Genomic DNA, 15,225 nt, shown 5'->3' with positions numbered 1-15,225 from the left:
TGTCAGACCCGGAGGAGAACGTGCCCACGTACCAGTACGCCTGCACCACGTGCGGTCACCAGCTCGAGGCGGTGCAGTCCTTCTCCGACGAGCCGCTGACCGACTGCCCGGCGTGCGAGGGGCGGCTGCGGAAGGTCTTCAACTCCGTCGGCATCGTCTTCAAGGGCTCCGGTTTCTACCGCACCGACTCCCGCTCGAACGGCTCGGCGAGCACCGACACCACGTCGAGCCCGAGCAAGTCGGGTACGTCCGAGTCGTCGTCCTCCTCGACCGGCTCGACCTCCTCGTCGAGCAGCACGTCGGGTGGCAGCACCGGCTCGTCGGGCAACTCCTCCGGCGGCGGCACGAGCAAGGCTCCGGCGGCGGCCAGCACCCCCTGACCGGGCCCCGACCGGGTACGCGTCGCCCGCCTCGTCGATCGCGACGGTCGCCGGGCGACGGCCCGGCGCGGTCCCGGCTCGGCAGGGCGTTTCAGTCCCAGTGCGGCGGGCGTTCGGCGAGCAGCCGGTCGTCGTTGCCGCCGGTCCGCTCGCCCCACCCGCGATCGGTGTCGTCGGCGCTCTGTTCCGGCAGCACCACGAAGTCGTCGTCGCTCAGGTCGACCGCGCGATCGTCGTCGCGCCGCCCACCGGGATTCCCACTCGTCACGAGCGCCAAGGCTAACGCAACCACCGGACCGCTCCCGAACCGCCGACCACGGACTGTGCGGGCTGAACGAGCACGGCGTACGGGGTCACGGCGCGGCCGACGGCGTGGCACACCGGTCGTTGGTAGCGTCGGACGGCGTGACGACGCCCCACCCCGGCCCGGCCTCCGACGATCCCTGGCGCCGGCCCGTCACCGGGGACGGGCCCACGCCCGACACCGGTGCGGAGTCCGCCACCCGTGCCCGGCCGGAGTCCCCGCCCGACCCCCGGCCGGAGTCCCCACCCGGTGCCGGCGGGTTGCCCGCACCGGGCGCCCCCGTGCCACGCCGACCCGCGTCCGACGATCCCTGGCGTCCGCCGACGGCCCCCGCCGACGACGTCGCGACCGGTCCGGGCGCCGGCTCCCCGGGTGGTCACCGACCGGCCGGGTACGGCGGGCCACCGCCCACCACCGCGCCGCCGCCCGGATGGCGTCCGCCGGTGCATCTCCAGGCGGCACCGCCACGGCGGCTACCGGCACAGGACATGACGGCGCTGGACACGCAGGAGCAGCGGGCGCAGCGGGTGACCTGGGTGATCGGCGGGATCGCGGGCGCCGTCCTCGTGGTGGTGGTCTGCCTGCTCTGCTCGCGGGCGTTCCTCTGAACGAGGCGGGCCGTCAGTCGAAGGTGTTGCCCCAGACCATCTCGGAACCCGAGTGACCGGTGAGCCAGACGTAGACGAGCGCGGCCACACCCGCCCCGATCACCAGCACCGACAGCACCGGCGTCGACCAGGTCGGCAGCTTCGGCGCCCGGGGGTGGCTGCTGGTCGCGACCAGCAGCAGGATCGTCACCACGGCGAGACCCAGCGTGATCAGGAACAGCACGTCACCGTAGGCGGCGTGCGCGTTCATCTGGTCGATGATCTCGCCGGAGAAGCCTCTGGCGATCTGCCGTTCCTGCAGGGCCTCGCCGGACTGCTTGCCGACGAACGCCGTGATCGGCGCGGCGATCGCGAGGACCGCCACCGCCCAGTCCAGGCGGGAACGGAATCTCGGCAGCGCGATGTACGCGGCGGCGAGCAACACCAGCAGTGGTACGAAGACCACGACCGCATGCACGACGAGCACGTGCATGGGCAGGCCCAGCGCCTTCTCGAACATCCGCACCTCCGGCGGTAGGTGATCGTGACCTGTCAGCGTACGGACCGGGGTGGGCCCCGCCCAGTGCGCTTCTGCTTGACACGGCCCATCGGCGCCCAGGGTTCACCGACACGTCACCCGGAAGGGGCTGGTTGTGGCCCGAGCCACCGAACCCGCCGGTCTGTTGTCCGGTCGGTGCGAGCGTGCTGTCATTGACACATGTCCAGGGGTGAGGATCTGCTGCGGTCGCACGGCCTGCGGGTCACCCGGCCACGCCTCGCCGTACTCGACGTGTTGGCGGACGGCGGTCACCTGGACGTCGACGAGATCACCCGACGGGTACGCGAGCGGATCGACTCGGTCTCCACGCAGGCGGTCTACGACGTGCTGGGGGCGCTCTCCCGCGCCGGGCTGTCCCGCCGGATCGCACCGGCCGGCGGTCCCGCCCGTTACGAGGCCCGGGTCGGTGACAACCACCACCACATGGTGTGCCGTGGCTGCGGCGAGATCGCCGACGTGGACTGCGCCGTCGGCGAGGCCCCCTGCCTGGATCCGCGGGTCGCGGTCGGCTTCCACGTCGACGAGGCGGAAGTCACCTTCTGGGGGCTCTGTCCCGGTTGCCAGGCCCGCCGCTCCGCCGACTCCTGAACGTTTCGGCAGGCCGTGGCACCCTTGGTGGGTGGATTCCACTGACACCGGCCTGTTCGGTCCCGACTCGGTCACCTGGAAACTGCACGCGGAGCCGATCCTGCTCCTCGCCGGGCTGCGCTCGCTCTACCTCCAGGCACTGCACCCCCGGGCGATGGCCGGGGTCGCCCAGAACAGCAACTACCGCCGGGACGCCTGGGGCCGGCTGATCCGCACCGCCAACTACGTCGGCACCACCGTCTACGGCACCACGGCCGAGGCGGAGGAGGCCGGGCTACGGCTGCGTCGGCTGCACGCCCGGATGACGGCCGTCGACCCGGCCACCGGGGAGCGGTTCCGGGTCGACGAGCCGGACCTGCTGCGCTGGGTGCACGTCACCGAGGTGGAGTCGTTCCTCGACACCGCGCGCCGGGCCGGCGTACCACTGGACGACGCCGAGGTGGACGGCTACTACACCGAGCAGCGCCGGTCCGCCGCACTGGTCGGGCTGGATCCGGAGACGGTGCCGGGCACCGCCGCCGAGGTGGCCGAGTACTACCGCCGGGTTCGCCCGGAGTTGCGCATGACCAAGGAGGCCGCCGAGACGGCCCTGTTCCTGACCGCGCCGCCGCTGCCGTGGAAACTCAGCCTGCCCGCCCGGTTCGGGCTCAACCTCGGGCCGCTGAGGTGGGCGTACTTCGGCGTGGCCGGCACCGCGCTGGCGCTGCTGCCCGGCTGGGCCCGGCGACTGTACGGCGGGCTGGGCCTGCCGACCACCGCCCTGTCGGCGGACGTGACGGTACGCGCGCTCCGGCTCGCCCTCACCGCCCTGCCACGCGACTGGCGGGAAGGACCGATGCGGCGCGCCGCCGAGGAACGGGCGGCCCGGGTGGCAGCCCTGTCCGGCTGACCGGACGGCTGCTCCCCTGGCTCGCTCGGCGAGATCCTGGCGGGACGGCTCGGCGCGGCTCCGGCTCAGTCAGGCTCAGCGCGGGCTCAGCCCGGCTCGGCCGGCGGCGCGGTGGGACGGTCGACGGCCGCCCAGGGCTCCTTGCCCGGCTGCTCGGCACCGGCCGGGCAGGTACGCCGGAAGTCGCACCAGGAGCAGCGCGGGCCGGGCGTGGTCGGGAAGGCGGTGTCCGGGTCGCCGCCGTCGGTGACCGACCGCTCGGCGGCCATGATGTCCTGGGCGGTCTGCTCGGCCCGGGTCACCTGCCGGGCCAGCGAGTCGACGGTGTGCTCGTGCGCGGCGACCGTGCCACTGGGCAGGTGGTGCAGTTCGACCCGACGGCACGGGCGACGGAACACCCGCTCGGCCGCGTACGCGTAGAGCGCCAACGCCTGCGAGCCCCGGGCGTCGTCGGCGTCCAGCCCGGTGCGGCCGGTCTTGTAGTCGACGATGACCAGCTCGGGGCCGTCCGGGCCGGGTCGGGAGTCGATCCGGTCGGTGCGCCCGTTGAACGCCAGCACCCCGGTCTTGGTGGCCACCACCCGCTCCACGCCGAGCGGCTCGTCAGCCGGGTCGAGCCCGCCGACGTACGTCTCCAGCCAACCCAGTGCCCGCCGGTAGACGTCCCGTTCCTGCGCGTCGTCGCGGTAGCCGTCCCGCACCCAGGTGCCCTTGAGCAGGGTGGGCAGCACCTCCGGGCGGCGCCGGTCGACGGGCAGCGCATACCAGTTCTTCAGGGCGGTGTGCACGCTGGCGCCGAGGGAGTTGTGCGCCCACGGCGGCCCCTTGGGCGGGGCGGGACGGTCGACGTAGGAGTAGCGGTAGCGCCGGGGACAGTCCGCGTACGCACCGAGTTTGCTCGGGGTGCAGACGAACAGCCGCTCCGGCATGCCCTCGAATCCGAGCTGCTCGGGCTGCGCGTCGCGGGGCCGGGGGGCACGGCCACCGGCGGCGGGTCGTCCTGCGGGGGAGGCTCGTCGCACGTTCCCGATCCTGCCATCCACCTCCGACAGTCGCAGCGGCGGCGCTCAGCGCGACCGGCGACAGGGCCGGCCGATCTCAACCGGCGCCGCTGTACTGGGCCACGAACGCGGCGATCGCGTCCGCGATGAGCTGCACGGCGATCGCGGCCAGCAGCAGGCCGGCGATCCGGGTGAGCACCTCGATGCCGCCCGGGCGTAGCACCTTGACGATCCCGCCGGAGAAGCGCAGCACCACCCAGACCGCGAGCATCACCGCGACGATCGCGGCGGCGATGGCGGTGTAGTCGGCCGTCCGGTCCGCCCGCTGGACGAAGAGCATGGTCGCCACGATCGCGCCGGGACCGGCCAGCAGCGGCGTACCCAGGGGCACCAGGGCGATGTTGGAGGTGGCCTGCTTGGTCGGGTCGTCGGTCTTGCCGGTGAGCAGCTCCAACGCCACCAGGATCAGCAGCAGCCCACCGGCCGCCTGCAACGCCGGCAGGTCGACGTGCAGGTAGGCGAGCAGGGTCTGGCCGGCGACCGCGAAGACCACGATCACGCCGAGCGCCAGCGCGACCGCCTGCCAGGCAGCCCGGTTGCGCTCGCGGGCCGACAGCGGACCGGTCAACGCCAGGAAGATCGGCATCATGCCGGGCGGGTCGACGATCACCAGCAGGGTCACGAAGACCTCGCCGAAGAGCTTGAGATCCACCCGGTCACCGTAGCGGCGGTCGGCGGGGCGGAACGCGAGGTCAGCCCGAAGCGACCTCGGTCACCCCGGACGCGGCGGCGACGAGACGCTCGTACGCCTCGGGCGCGGTGGTGAAGGCGCCGAGCCGGACGGTCTTGTGCGTGCCGTGGAAGTCCGACGACCCGGTCACCAGCAGGCCCAGGTCGGCAGCGAGTCCACGGACGTGGGCCCGCTCGGCGGGCGAGTGGTCCTCGTGGTCGGCCTCCAGACCGGCCAGGCCGATCGCCGCCAGTTCGGCGATCAGCGTGTCCGGCACGACCGGGCCACGTCGACTGGCGCGGGGGTGGGCGAAGACCGGCACCCCGCCGGCCGCCCGGACCAGCCGGACCGCGTGGAAGACGTCGATGTCCTCCTTCGGCAGGCGGTACCGCTCGCCCAGCCACTCCGGTCCGAACGCCGCACTGGTGGTGGCGACCAGCCCGGCCCGAATCAGCGCCTGGGCGATGTGTGGTCGCCCGACGGTCCCACCGCCCGCCGTGGCGAGGATCTCCGGCCATCGCACGTCGACACCGTCGGCACGCAGCAGTTCCACGGTCCGTTCGCCACGGGCCAGCCGGGCGGCCCGCATCCGGGTCAGCTCGGCGACCAGCTCCGGATGGTCCGGGTCGAACAGGTACGCCAGCAGATGCAGCGACATCGGTGGCTGCTCGCCGTACCACCGGCAGGACAGCTCCGCACCGCGGATCAGGCGCAGTCCGGGCGGCAGCGCCCGCAGGGCCGGCGCCCAGCCGGCGGTGGTGTCGTGGTCGGTGATCGCCACCACGTCCAGCCCGGCCTCGGCAGCGGCCCGGACCAGCTCGGCGGGAGCGAGCGTGCCGTCGCTGGCCGTGGAGTGCGTGTGCAGGTCGATCCGGTGGGTCATCGCCCGACGCTACCGGGCCGGCGGTCAGCCACCGGTCACCACCACCAGCGGCTCGTCGTCGCGCAGACCGGGGACGGTGACCCGGACGGCGGACCGACCGGCGCGGACCCGCTCGGCGTCCACCCGGACCAGGGCACCGGTCGCGTCGGCGTAGTGCGCCACGTCCGGCAGGTTCCAGGACACCGCTCCGGTCATCGCCGGTCCGGCCGGCCGGACCGGGACGGTCGGATCGAGTCGGGTCGAATCGAGTCGGGTCAGGTCGACCAGCAGCGCCCGGTCCTGCTCGCCGACGCGCCCGTTGACCAGCAGCCACCGCCCGTCCGGGGAGACCGCACCGAGGCCGGCTCCCTCGATCGTGGGGCCGCAGGCCGGCGGCTCGGGTGGGCGAAGGGCCACCGGATCGAGCAGGGTCAGGCAGGCGTCCTCGGGCGTCTCGGCGGACACCTCGCCGACCAGGCGTCCGTCCGGCAGTGCGCCGAAGATCCGCTGGCTGGTCCGGTCCGTGCCCTCGTCGAGTGGGCCCGGCCGCAGCGGCCAGAGCACGTGCCCGGGAAGGTCGGGGTCGAGTCGCACCAGCACCGCGCCGTCGACGAACCGCAGCGGTACGGCCGTGGTCGGCGCGTCGGCGCGTACGGTGCCGGCCAGTTCGCCGTCCACGATGCGGGCGGCGGCCAGCACCCGGTCCTGCTTCCAGGCGACCTGCCGGCCGTCCCGGTCGAGGACGATCTCGTCGGCGCCCGCCAGCAGCACCCGGGCGGTCCCGTCGGCCGCCACCGCCCAGAGCGATCGCCCGGCCAGCGACGGTTCGCCGACCGCCAGCCAGCCCCGCCCGTCGGTGAGACGGTGCGCGCGCTCCACCGCACCGATCCCGATCAGGGTCACCCGGCGGCCCTGCGCGGTGGCGATCGTCCGGTTCACCAGCAGATCGACCTCGGCCAGCGGAGTCTCGGTGCGCGGGCCGGGCGACGGGAGGACGGTGCGGTACGTGTCCGGTGCCGGGTACGGATCCGCGATCACGACCGTGCCGCCGGGCGGCGGGTGGTCGTCGCGTAGGTGCATCGCACCGACGCTGACCAGCACGATCGCGGATGCGGCCAGGCTCATTCCGGCCACCGTGCGGCGACGTTGGATGCGGTGGGCCCGGCGGAGCACGGCACCCGCCGGGTCGTGCGGGGCGCGCGGGGTCGCCACCTGCCGGGAGAACGTCTCCCGGACGGCGCGCTCCAACTCGTCCTGCGACATGTTGACGAGACGTTCCGGCGCCCCGCTCTGGTTGTCACGACCTCCGGAGACGGTGTTCACCGGTGCTCTCCGACCAGGGCGTCGTCCGGCTGCCGCGCCGCCGCCTCGGGCGGTGACCCGGGTCGTAGGGCCGGAACCTGCGGGTCTCCTCGGCCGGTAGAAGGCGGCGCGTCGGCCGGAGGTGGTACGTCGGACCCGGCGGCCGGGCGGAGCCTGGCGGTGGGCGTGGACCGGGTGGTGGGCGTTGCCCTGGTGGTGGGCGTGGACCGGGTGGTGGGCGTGGCCCTGGTGGTGGGCGTGGACCGGGTGGTGGGCGTGGCCCTGGTGGTGGGCGTGGACCGGGTGGTCGGGCGACCGGCCCGGCGGGCCGCCGGCGCGGGTGTGGCCGCTGATGAGGCCGGGGGCGTCGGTGCGCCGGGGAGGGTGATCGCCTCCTCCGCGCCGAGTCGCCGTCGCAGGGTGGCCAGGGCGCGGGAGGACTGGCTCTTGACGGTGCCCGGCGAGATCTCCAGCAGGGCGGCGGTCTGCGCCTCGGACATGTCCTCGTAGTAGCGCAGCACCAGCACCGCGCGCTGCCGGGCGGGCAGTGCGCGCAGGTGCCGCCAGAGCACGTCACGGTCGAGTTGCTGCTCGATCGCGTCGGCGGCGGCGCGCTCCGGCAGCACCTCGGTCGGTCGCTCGCCGTGCCAGCGGCGCCGCCACCAACTCGTCGACGTGTTGACCATGACGCGCCGGGCGTACGGCTCGATGGCCTCGATACCACCGAGGCGCTTCCAGGCCAGGTACGTCTTGGTCAGCGCGGTCTGGAGCAGGTCCTCGGCGGTGCCCCAGTCACCGGTGAGCAGGTACGCGGTGCGCAGCAGCGCGGCGGAACGGGCCGTGACGAAGTCGCGGAACTCGTCCTCCAACGGATTGCTACCGCCCACACGCCACCCCCGAACTGATCCTGCTCGGCAGCCTGCCACGGCCCGGGGTCGCGGGTCGAGGGCGAAAGGTGCGCAGTGGCTCCGATGTTCGGTCGGAAAGTTTCAGGCGCCGTCGTCGGCCTTGGCCTCGTCCTGCTCCTTGCCCAACCGCGCCTCGACTGCCTGCGGCTCGTACATCTCCTCGACCACACGCAGGTAGAGCTCGTTGGGGTTGGGCAGGTTCTTGACCTCGCGCAGCGCCTGCTCCTGACCGGCCGACTCCAGCACGAAGGTGCCGTAGTTGAGCGCCCGCCCGGCCGGCGTCTGCTCGTACTTCATGTCGGTGACCCGGACCAGCGGCATCATCGCGACCCGCCGGGTGATGATGCCGTTGACGACCATCACCCGCTTGTTGGTCAGGATGAACCTGTCGTACCACCAGTCGGCGACCTTCCAGGCCACCCAGCCCATCACACCGAACCAGAGGAGTACGGCGATCGTGGTGAGCGCGCCGACGTTCTGCCCGGCCAGGAAGCCGGAGAGGTAGCCGAGCACGAAGGTGGCGGCGATCCCGATCAGGATCGGGGTGACGAGATGGATCCAGTGCCGCTTCCACTCGCCCCGGTAACGCTCGGTCGGGAAGAGATAGCGGGCGACCAGCGAGCTGGGTTCGTCCTCCAGCGGCAGCACCCGTCGGGGTGTCATGCCGCTGGCGTCGGAGCGCAGCCCCGCCAGTTCCTCCTCGGAGATCTGCGGGGGCTGGTAGCCGCCCTCGGGATCGCGTACCCAGGCCCGCTCGGAGCGCGTCTCCCCGGAGTAGGCCGGGCCGTCGCCGTAGCCGGCGTCGTCGGAGAAGGCGGGCCCGTCGGAGAGCCGCGCACCGGACCCGAAGCCCGGACCGTCGTCAGGATCGATCCGGGGTATCGGCTCGGTGTCGCGTTCCCGGCGCGCCCGGTCCGGGTCGTCGGGGTCGAAGGGTGGGCCGGAGGGGCTTCCCATCGGAGGCTAGGCGACCAGGCTGGTGAAGAAGTCGCCGAAGCCCTGGGCGATGTCCATGATCCCGCCGCCCAGAGACTTGAACACGTCTGCGGCAGAATTTGGCCGGTAGGCTACGAAGAAGATCAAGAAAGCGATACCGGCCCAGGTGAGGACCTTCTTGACCATGGGGGCCATCCTCTCGCACGGCGCCGGGTTCCGATTACCTCAGCGGCACCCAGAGTATCAGCGTGGTGTCGTACCGTGAATATCTGCGTCCGTTCTCCGACATTCCGGGGGGCCGTCAGGCCTTCCCGTGCAGGTACGGAGATGGTGCGCCGTACACGAGTTCGGGCGGCGTCCACTCGACCAGATCGTGCAGGAGCACGTCCTCGGCGAGCAGATGCCCCGCACTCGCCGGCCAGGCTATCGCATACAGCCACATTCCCCGAGCTTCGCCGGCGTACGCGCTTCGATCTGTCAGGGAACTCACGAGCCACAGTGGAGTGGGATGACCGGCCACCCGGATCCCCGCGCGCCCGACATGACCGGGATGCCCGGGACCGGGTTCGGTCAACGCCTCGGCCAACTCGGGACCGGCGTCCGGGCCGGGAACTCCCGCGTACCGCGTGCCCAGCCCGACGCCCGGCTCCTCGGCCACGAAGACCAGATCGGCCGGTCCACCGCCGAGCGGCGCCGGGCCGGCACAGGCGACGGCGGTGGCACGTACCCCGATCCGGTCGTCGCCGGCCCACGCCACGCCGGTGGTGGTCCAGCCGGGAGGCAGCGGCCACGGGCACCACAGCGGGACCGGCGGTTGCGCCGGTCGTGCCGCCGACTGGATCCGCTCCACCACGCTGGCCACGATCTCCGCACCGATGTTCTCGGGTACGTGCAGCGGCGCCACCGGCCCGCAGTCCGGGCAGCGCGACTCGGCGTGCATCAGGTCCGGTGCCCGCACGGACCCCCCACATCTGGGACAACTCACCGCAACAGTCACCACTCCACCGTCGCCCCGTCCGGGCGAGCCGTCAAGCGGAGCGGCGCCTTTGCCCCGGCGTGGCGGCAGGTCAGCCCGGCGGCGGACCAGCGTGCGCGCGGATCCAGGCGTGCATGGCGATCCCGCTGGCCACGCCCGCGTTGATCGACCGGGTCGAGCCGTACTGGGCGATGGAGAAGAGCTGGTCGCAGGCAGCCCGCGCGGCATCGGAGAGGCCGGGACCCTCCTGACCGAACAGCAGCACGCAACGCCGGGGCAGCGTGGTGGTCTCCATCGGACGCGAGCCCGGCAGGTTGTCGATCCCGACCAGCGACAGGTCCTGCCCGGCCGCCCAGTCGGCGAACTGCTCGATCGTCTCGTGGTGCCGTACGTGCTGGTAGCGGTCGGTCACCATCGCCCCGCGCCGGTTCCACCGGCGGCGGCCGACGATGTGCACCTCGGCGGCGAGGAAGGCGTTCGCGTTGCGGACCACCGTGCCGATGTTGAAGTCGTGCTGCCAGTTCTCGATCGCCACGTGGAAGTCGTGTCGCCGCTCGTCCAGATCGGCGACCACCGCCTCGCGACGCCAGTACCGGTACCGGTCGACCACGTTGCGCCGGTCGCCCTCGGCAAGCAGTTCCGGGTCGTAGCGGGGGTCGTCCGGCGGGTGGCCGGGCCACGGGCCCACGCCGACGTCGAGCTGCTCACCGGTCACGACCACGCAGGGTACGCGCGCCGCCGCGCCAGTTTCGGCGCGCCCCTGACGCCCGGCCGAGGAACGGAGTTCAGCGCAGGGCGAGTGCGCCGCCGAGCCGGTCGAGGAAACGACGGTCGGCCGGAGCCAGCTCCGCGCCCGGCACCACCGCCGACGCGGTACGGCACACCCGGGCACCCACCGACTGGACCCACTGCCGGTACGCCGCCGAGTCGGCCGGGTCGGCCCGCCGCTCCAGCACCCGCACCGCCGTCCGGCACGCCGCGAGCAGGTCCGCCGGATCGTCAGGCTCCGCGCCGGTCTCCGACGCACCGTCGTGGCGCGCGTAGACGGTGGCCACCACCGCCCGGATGAGATCGCTGTCGAAGACCCGGCCGGCCGCGACCGCGTCCAGTCCGGCGAGACCGGCGGCCACCGACGAGTACGCGCGTCCCGGGCCGGGCCGGGCGGCGACCACGATCACGCGGCCGGGCAGCCCGGTGAGCAGCTCCCACTCGGTGGCGGAATAGCCCGCGACGATCGTGACCTGCGCACTGCGCTCGCTCATGGCGGGACCTCCGGCTCGAGCATATGTGCCGGGTCGGGCCGATGGCGGAAAGAAGGGCCGTTCTGCGGTGGCCACACCGGTCGGACTCAGCGGTCACAACCGGGGCCGGACGCAATGAGCGGCGGGGCCCTCCCCGGCACCCGCCGCCCACGCTCTGATGCTTCAAGATTCTGCCGTACGACCCTTCGACTGCACAGAGACCGAGGTCACATTTATCTTTTCGTTACATTACCCAACGTGACCAAACATCCGCCCAGAAGCGATCTCCGCAGGTCGAATCGGTCCTCGTCAACGCCAAAGTTACCGTGTCGTAGCAGTTACTGGGCCTGATCTCCTTGGAACCGCTCCCATCACAACCGGTCACGCAATTGCGACGTGCATTTGCGATCTGCGGACGCACCACAAGACCGATGACGATCGATGTGGACAAAGGCTCCCAAGGCGACCAGGACCGGGTTTTGGTGGCACCCCGGCGGGAATGCGTCGGGGTACGGTCGGGTTCCACCAGGGGTAGACGTTCCGCGTGATCGGAGAGATAGACATGGCAACCGTCGAGCTGACCACGGCTAACTTCGACCAGGTGACCGAGAGCGACGGCATCGTGCTGGTCGACTTCTGGGCCGAATGGTGCGGTCCGTGCAAGCGGTTCGCCCCGGTCTACGAGCGCTCCTCGGACAAGCACACCGAGATCACCTTCGGCAAGGTGGACACCGAGGCGCAGCAGGGCCTCGCCGCCAAGTTCGACATCCGTTCGATCCCGACCATCATGGCCATCCGCGACGGCGTGATCGTCTTCTCACAGCCCGGCGCACTGCCCGAGTCGGCCCTGGAGAACCTCATCGAGCAGGTCCAGGCGCTCGACATGGACGACGTCCGCAAGAAGCTCGCCGAGCACAACCACTGACCTCCCCCACCGACGGCCGGGCCCGACAACCGGGGGCCCGGCCGTCGGTGCGTGTGCCCGCCACCACCGGCCCGGCCCGTCACACTTGCGACACAGGCCGGTCGACGGGAGCCGTACCAGGGCTTCCGTGCCGTATCTTCGGCATCCGATGGACGCGTTGACGAACCACGGCCGCGCGATCCGGGTGGCGGCCACCGCACTCGGCCTGACCCTCCTGCTCGCCGGGACGGCCTGGGGCGACGACGACCACTTCCCGTTCGGGCCCTTCCGGATGTACTCCACCTCGGACCCGGCCGACGCCGACGCCCCGGACACCCGGGTGGAGGGCGTGGACCAGACCGGCAGCGTGGTCGACCTCGGCGAACGGGCGACCGGCATCCGCCGCGCCGAGATCGAGGGCCAGCAGGCCCAGTTCGTCGCCGACCCGAGTCGACTGCGCGAGGTCGCCGAGGCGTACGCGCGGCGTCAGCCCGACGCGCCCCGGCTGACCGAGGTCCGGATCGTGATCCGCTGGCACGACATCACCGACCGCCGGCCCACCGGACTGTGGTCCGACGAGACGGTCGTGCGCTGGCAGGTGAACCCGTGATCCGCTGGCTGACCGAGGCGGTGCCCCGCGGCCGGGTCGCCGCCTTCCGCACCCTGATCTACCTCTTCGTCGCCGCCGACCTGGTCGTCTTCACTCCGTGGGTACGCGCCAAGGTGGACGTGCCCGGCGACATGTACCAACCACTGTTCGTCGGCCGCCTGCTGCCGCTGCCCACACCCGAGCCCGCGCTGGTCGGCGTCGTCTTCTGGGCCCTGCTGCTGCTCGCCCTGGCCGCCGCCAGCGGACGGGCGCCCCGGCTACTCGGGTGGACGGTCTTCGCCCTCTACTTCCAGTGGATGATCGTCGCGATGAGCTACGGGAAGGTGGACCACGACCGGTTCGCCCTGCTCGTCGCGCTCGCGGTGCTACCGACCGCAGGCCGCGCCCGACACGGGGACGCCACGCCCACCGAGGCCGGCGGCTGGGCCCTGCGGGTCACCCAGATCGCCGTGATCTGCACCTACTTCCTCGCCGCCCTGGCCAAGTTCCGCTTCGGCGGCCTGGACTGGGCGACCGGCTCGGTGCTGGCCAAGGCGATCATCCGCCGGGGCACCGACCTCGCCGACCTGCTCGCCCAGGTGCCCCACCTGCTGCTCGTCGCCCAGTTCGGCATCCTCGCCTTCGAGCTGCTCAGCCCGGCGATATTCGTGATCCCGGCCCGGTGGCGGCACGCCACAGTCGGCTTCTTCTACTCGTTCCACCTGGTCACCATCGCGACCATCACCATCTCGTTCGCACCGCACCTGGTCGCCATGACCAGCTTCCTGCCGCTGGAGAAGGTCCGTCCGGTGGTCCTGGCCCGACGACTGCTGACCCGTCGGACCTCGGGCGACCGCGCCACACCGGACGTGGGGATCGGCGCACCGCCGCCCCCGCGCGCCGAGACGTCGCCGACGACGTCCGGCGCTCAGCCCGCCGACGGACCGTAGAGGCGGTCGCGCGTCTCCTGCGGCAGCGAACAGGCGGCCGTACCGCCCGGCATCCGGTGCCGGTTGCGGGCCACCCAGCGGTACGCCGGCCAGGCGACGGCACGTACCGGCGGGAACCGCAGCCCGGCCCCGGCGATCCGCCAGAGTCGGCCGCTGCCGGCCAGCAGCGCGGCGATGGCGTCCGGACCGGCGGCCCGGTGCCCGTCGACGCCGACCCACTGCACCGCCTCCTCGCACTCGGCCTCGGTCAACCCGAGCCGGTCGAGGTCGGCGAACTGCCAGGGCAGCACCGTGGCGCCGGTCGGAATCCGGCGCTCGATGAACTCGGCGCAGCGGGTGCAGAACGCGCAGTCCCCGTCGTAGACGAAGGTCGACCTCTCCATACCTGCCATCCTCCCCCGCCACCGGCCCGTGCACACCACGGTGTCCGGCGTGCCACTTGCAGCGGTGTCGTACGTGTGTTCGAATAGCGGTCATGCGCTGGGAGAACCTCGCCGCTCCCCCGGACGAGGGAGATCCTGGAAGGGCAGCGCCAGCGACGCCACCCCTGCCGCTGGCGCTGCCCGACGCGATCGTGCGCACCTTCGACACCCCCGACTTCGCCGGCATGACCTTCTACGAGGTACGCGCCAAGTCGATCCTGAACAAGGTCCCGGGCACCTCCCGCGTCCCGTTCGAGTGGACGATCAATCCATACCGGGGATGCAGCCATGCCTGCGTCTATTGCTTCGCGCGGAAGACCCACACCTATCTCGACTTCGACGCCGGGGCGGACTTCGACCGGCAGGTGGTCGTCAAGGTCAACGCCGGGGAGCTGGTCCGGCGGGAGGTGGCGGCGCCGCGCTGGCGGGGCGCGCACCTGGCGATGGGCACCAACGTCGACTGCTACCAGCGGGCCGAGGGCCGCTACCGCCTCATGCCGCCGATCATCGAGGCGCTGCGCGACTTCGCGAACCCGTTCTCGATCCTCACCAAGGGCACGCTGATCCTGCGGGACCTGCCCTTGTTGCGGCAGGCGGCCGAGGTCACCCGGGTCGGCGTGTCGTTCTCGGTGGGCTTCGTCGACGAGCGGCTGTGGCGGTCGGTCGAGCCCGGCACGCCGAGCCCTCGGCGACGGCTCGACGCCGTTCGCCAGCTCGCCGACGCCGGCTTCGCGGTGGGCGTGCTGATGGCGCCGGTCCTGCCCGGCCTCAGCGACTCCGACGAGTCGATCGACGCCACCGTGGCCGCGATCGCCGCCGCCGGTGCGGCCAGCGTGACGCCGCTCCCGCTGCACCTGCGTCCCGGCGCCCGCGAGTGGTACGCGCACTGGCTCGCCCGGGAGTATCCCGCCCTGGTGCCCCGCTACCGGGAGCTGTACCGGGCCGGCGCGTACGCCCCGCAGTCGTACCAACGGGAGCTGACCGCACGGGTGCGCATCGCCGCCCGGCGGCACGGGCTGTACCGGCCGGGTCCGGGTGAGCACCGTCAGGTGACCATGCCCGCCCCGGCCGCCCCCGAACAGCTCAGCCTGCTCTGA

21 protein-coding genes are annotated in these 15,225 nt (G+C 72.5%); 8 read left to right on the top strand and 13 right to left on the bottom strand.

What is annotated here, in order from left to right; genetic code table 11:
• The first annotated feature begins 20 nt into the window (after positions 1-20).
• Positions 21-380, top strand: coding sequence for an FmdB family zinc ribbon protein (locus tag ABZ738_RS06715; protein ID WP_131052640.1), 360 nt, complete (start codon positions 21-23; stop codon positions 378-380).
• A 91-nt stretch (positions 381-471) separates the two neighbouring features.
• Here ABZ738_RS06715 and ABZ738_RS06710 read toward each other — a convergent pair whose 3' ends face one another.
• Positions 472-648, bottom strand: a complete 177-nt coding sequence (locus ABZ738_RS06710) for a hypothetical protein (protein WP_162854344.1) — start codon at positions 646-648, stop codon at positions 472-474.
• Positions 649-785: 137 nt separating this feature from the next.
• Between ABZ738_RS06710 and ABZ738_RS06705 the strand changes: the two genes are divergently transcribed.
• Positions 786-1,292 (top strand): hypothetical protein, encoded by a 507-nt coding sequence (locus tag ABZ738_RS06705; RefSeq protein ID WP_131052639.1) that lies wholly within the window; start codon positions 786-788, stop codon positions 1,290-1,292.
• Positions 1,293-1,305: 13 nt separating this feature from the next.
• Here ABZ738_RS06705 and ABZ738_RS06700 read toward each other — a convergent pair whose 3' ends face one another.
• Positions 1,306-1,791, bottom strand: a complete 486-nt coding sequence (locus tag ABZ738_RS06700; protein WP_131052638.1) for a DUF2231 domain-containing protein — start codon at positions 1,789-1,791, stop codon at positions 1,306-1,308.
• A gap of 198 nt (positions 1,792-1,989) precedes the next feature.
• On the opposite strand from ABZ738_RS06700, the gene ABZ738_RS06695 reads away from it, so the two are divergent.
• Positions 1,990-2,418, top strand: a complete 429-nt coding sequence (locus tag ABZ738_RS06695) for a Fur family transcriptional regulator (RefSeq protein WP_131052637.1) — start codon at positions 1,990-1,992, stop codon at positions 2,416-2,418.
• 31 nt (positions 2,419-2,449) lie between these two features.
• Positions 2,450-3,307 (top strand): oxygenase MpaB family protein, encoded by an 858-nt coding sequence (locus tag ABZ738_RS06690; protein ID WP_131052636.1) that lies wholly within the window; start codon positions 2,450-2,452, stop codon positions 3,305-3,307.
• 86 nt (positions 3,308-3,393) lie between these two features.
• Here ABZ738_RS06690 and ABZ738_RS06685 read toward each other — a convergent pair whose 3' ends face one another.
• The 10 genes from ABZ738_RS06685 to ABZ738_RS06640 all read right to left on the bottom strand — a co-directional run bounded on the left by ABZ738_RS06685 (position 3,394) and on the right by ABZ738_RS06640 (position 11,284).
• Positions 3,394-4,329: a PD-(D/E)XK nuclease family protein gene (locus ABZ738_RS06685; RefSeq protein ID WP_131052635.1), complete on the bottom strand. Its 936-nt coding sequence runs from the start codon at positions 4,327-4,329 to the stop codon at positions 3,394-3,396.
• A gap of 76 nt (positions 4,330-4,405) precedes the next feature.
• Positions 4,406-5,020 carry a MarC family protein gene (locus tag ABZ738_RS06680; RefSeq protein WP_131052634.1) on the bottom strand — a complete coding sequence of 205 codons (615 nt, stop codon included), beginning with the start codon at positions 5,018-5,020 and terminating at the stop codon, positions 4,406-4,408.
• Between the two features lie 40 nt (positions 5,021-5,060).
• Positions 5,061-5,921, bottom strand: coding sequence for a PHP domain-containing protein (locus ABZ738_RS06675; RefSeq protein WP_131052633.1), 861 nt, complete (start codon positions 5,919-5,921; stop codon positions 5,061-5,063).
• A gap of 24 nt (positions 5,922-5,945) precedes the next feature.
• Entirely contained in the window at positions 5,946-7,223 is a 1,278-nt protein-coding gene (locus ABZ738_RS06670) for a hypothetical protein (protein ID WP_357211583.1), read from the bottom strand.
• Positions 7,220-8,089, bottom strand: a complete 870-nt coding sequence (locus tag ABZ738_RS06665; protein WP_357211580.1) for a SigE family RNA polymerase sigma factor — start codon at positions 8,087-8,089, stop codon at positions 7,220-7,222. Before ABZ738_RS06665 ends, ABZ738_RS06670 begins: the two co-directional genes overlap by 4 nt.
• Positions 8,090-8,191: 102 nt before the next feature.
• Complete coding sequence (locus ABZ738_RS06660; protein WP_131052630.1) at positions 8,192-9,067, bottom strand: PH domain-containing protein; 876 nt, start codon at positions 9,065-9,067, stop codon at positions 8,192-8,194.
• 6 nt (positions 9,068-9,073) lie between these two features.
• Complete coding sequence (locus ABZ738_RS06655; protein WP_007455302.1) at positions 9,074-9,232, bottom strand: hypothetical protein; 159 nt, start codon at positions 9,230-9,232, stop codon at positions 9,074-9,076.
• 115 nt (positions 9,233-9,347) lie between these two features.
• A complete protein-coding gene (locus tag ABZ738_RS06650; protein ID WP_357211784.1) occupies positions 9,348-10,031 on the bottom strand; it encodes a TFIIB-type zinc ribbon-containing protein in 684 nt (227 codons plus the stop codon).
• Positions 10,032-10,113: 82 nt separating this feature from the next.
• Positions 10,114-10,737 carry an RNA methyltransferase gene (locus ABZ738_RS06645; protein WP_357211577.1) on the bottom strand — a complete coding sequence of 208 codons (624 nt, stop codon included), beginning with the start codon at positions 10,735-10,737 and terminating at the stop codon, positions 10,114-10,116.
• Between the two features lie 70 nt (positions 10,738-10,807).
• Positions 10,808-11,284: a hypothetical protein gene (locus tag ABZ738_RS06640; protein ID WP_357211574.1), complete on the bottom strand. Its 477-nt coding sequence runs from the start codon at positions 11,282-11,284 to the stop codon at positions 10,808-10,810.
• A 541-nt stretch (positions 11,285-11,825) separates the two neighbouring features.
• On the opposite strand from ABZ738_RS06640, the gene trxA reads away from it, so the two are divergent.
• The 3 genes from trxA (at position 11,826) to ABZ738_RS06625 (ending at position 13,706) form a co-directional block, all read left to right on the top strand.
• Complete coding sequence (gene trxA, locus ABZ738_RS06635; RefSeq protein ID WP_131052627.1) at positions 11,826-12,188, top strand: thioredoxin; 363 nt, start codon at positions 11,826-11,828, stop codon at positions 12,186-12,188.
• Positions 12,189-12,336: 148 nt separating this feature from the next.
• Positions 12,337-12,777 (top strand): hypothetical protein, encoded by a 441-nt coding sequence (locus ABZ738_RS06630; RefSeq protein ID WP_131052626.1) that lies wholly within the window; start codon positions 12,337-12,339, stop codon positions 12,775-12,777.
• Positions 12,774-13,706 (top strand): HTTM domain-containing protein, encoded by a 933-nt coding sequence (locus ABZ738_RS06625; protein ID WP_357211570.1) that lies wholly within the window; start codon positions 12,774-12,776, stop codon positions 13,704-13,706. Before ABZ738_RS06630 ends, ABZ738_RS06625 begins: the two co-directional genes overlap by 4 nt.
• On the opposite strand, the gene ABZ738_RS06620 is transcribed toward ABZ738_RS06625, so the two are convergent.
• Complete coding sequence (locus ABZ738_RS06620; RefSeq protein WP_176092484.1) at positions 13,685-14,089, bottom strand: DUF393 domain-containing protein; 405 nt, start codon at positions 14,087-14,089, stop codon at positions 13,685-13,687. The genes ABZ738_RS06625 and ABZ738_RS06620 overlap by 22 nt on opposite strands.
• 92 nt (positions 14,090-14,181) lie before the next feature.
• Here ABZ738_RS06620 and ABZ738_RS06615 point away from each other — a divergent pair, with 92 nt between their 5' ends.
• Entirely contained in the window at positions 14,182-15,225 is a 1,044-nt protein-coding gene (locus ABZ738_RS06615) for an Rv2578c family radical SAM protein (protein WP_357211567.1), read from the top strand.

Origin of the sequence: Micromonospora sp. NPDC047793 (assembly GCF_040642635.1) — a bacterium.
GTDB lineage: Bacteria > Actinomycetota > Actinomycetes > Mycobacteriales > Micromonosporaceae > Micromonospora.
This window is presented reverse-complemented; position numbering and strand designations above follow the sequence as displayed.

What these genes read in the sequence shown, in the direction of transcription:
- ABZ738_RS06700 (WP_131052638.1), bottom strand. Translation starts at nt 1,791, where the DNA reads ATGTTCGAGAAGGCGCTGGGCCTGCCCATGCACGTGCTCGTCGTGCAT.
- ABZ738_RS06695 (WP_131052637.1), top strand. Translation starts at nt 1,990, where the DNA reads ATGTCCAGGGGTGAGGATCTGCTGCGGTCGCACGGCCTGCGGGTCACC.
- ABZ738_RS06675 (WP_131052633.1), bottom strand. Translation starts at nt 5,921, where the DNA reads ATGACCCACCGGATCGACCTGCACACGCACTCCACGGCCAGCGACGGC.
- ABZ738_RS06660 (WP_131052630.1), bottom strand. Translation starts at nt 9,067, where the DNA reads ATGGGAAGCCCCTCCGGCCCACCCTTCGACCCCGACGACCCGGACCGG.
- ABZ738_RS06655 (WP_007455302.1), bottom strand. Translation starts at nt 9,232, where the DNA reads ATGGTCAAGAAGGTCCTCACCTGGGCCGGTATCGCTTTCTTGATCTTC.
- ABZ738_RS06640 (WP_357211574.1), bottom strand. Translation starts at nt 11,284, where the DNA reads ATGAGCGAGCGCAGTGCGCAGGTCACGATCGTCGCGGGCTATTCCGCC.
- trxA (WP_131052627.1), top strand. Translation starts at nt 11,826, where the DNA reads ATGGCAACCGTCGAGCTGACCACGGCTAACTTCGACCAGGTGACCGAG.
- ABZ738_RS06630 (WP_131052626.1), top strand. Translation starts at nt 12,337, where the DNA reads ATGGACGCGTTGACGAACCACGGCCGCGCGATCCGGGTGGCGGCCACC.
- ABZ738_RS06620 (WP_176092484.1), bottom strand. Translation starts at nt 14,089, where the DNA reads ATGGAGAGGTCGACCTTCGTCTACGACGGGGACTGCGCGTTCTGCACC.
- ABZ738_RS06615 (WP_357211567.1), top strand. Translation starts at nt 14,182, where the DNA reads ATGCGCTGGGAGAACCTCGCCGCTCCCCCGGACGAGGGAGATCCTGGA.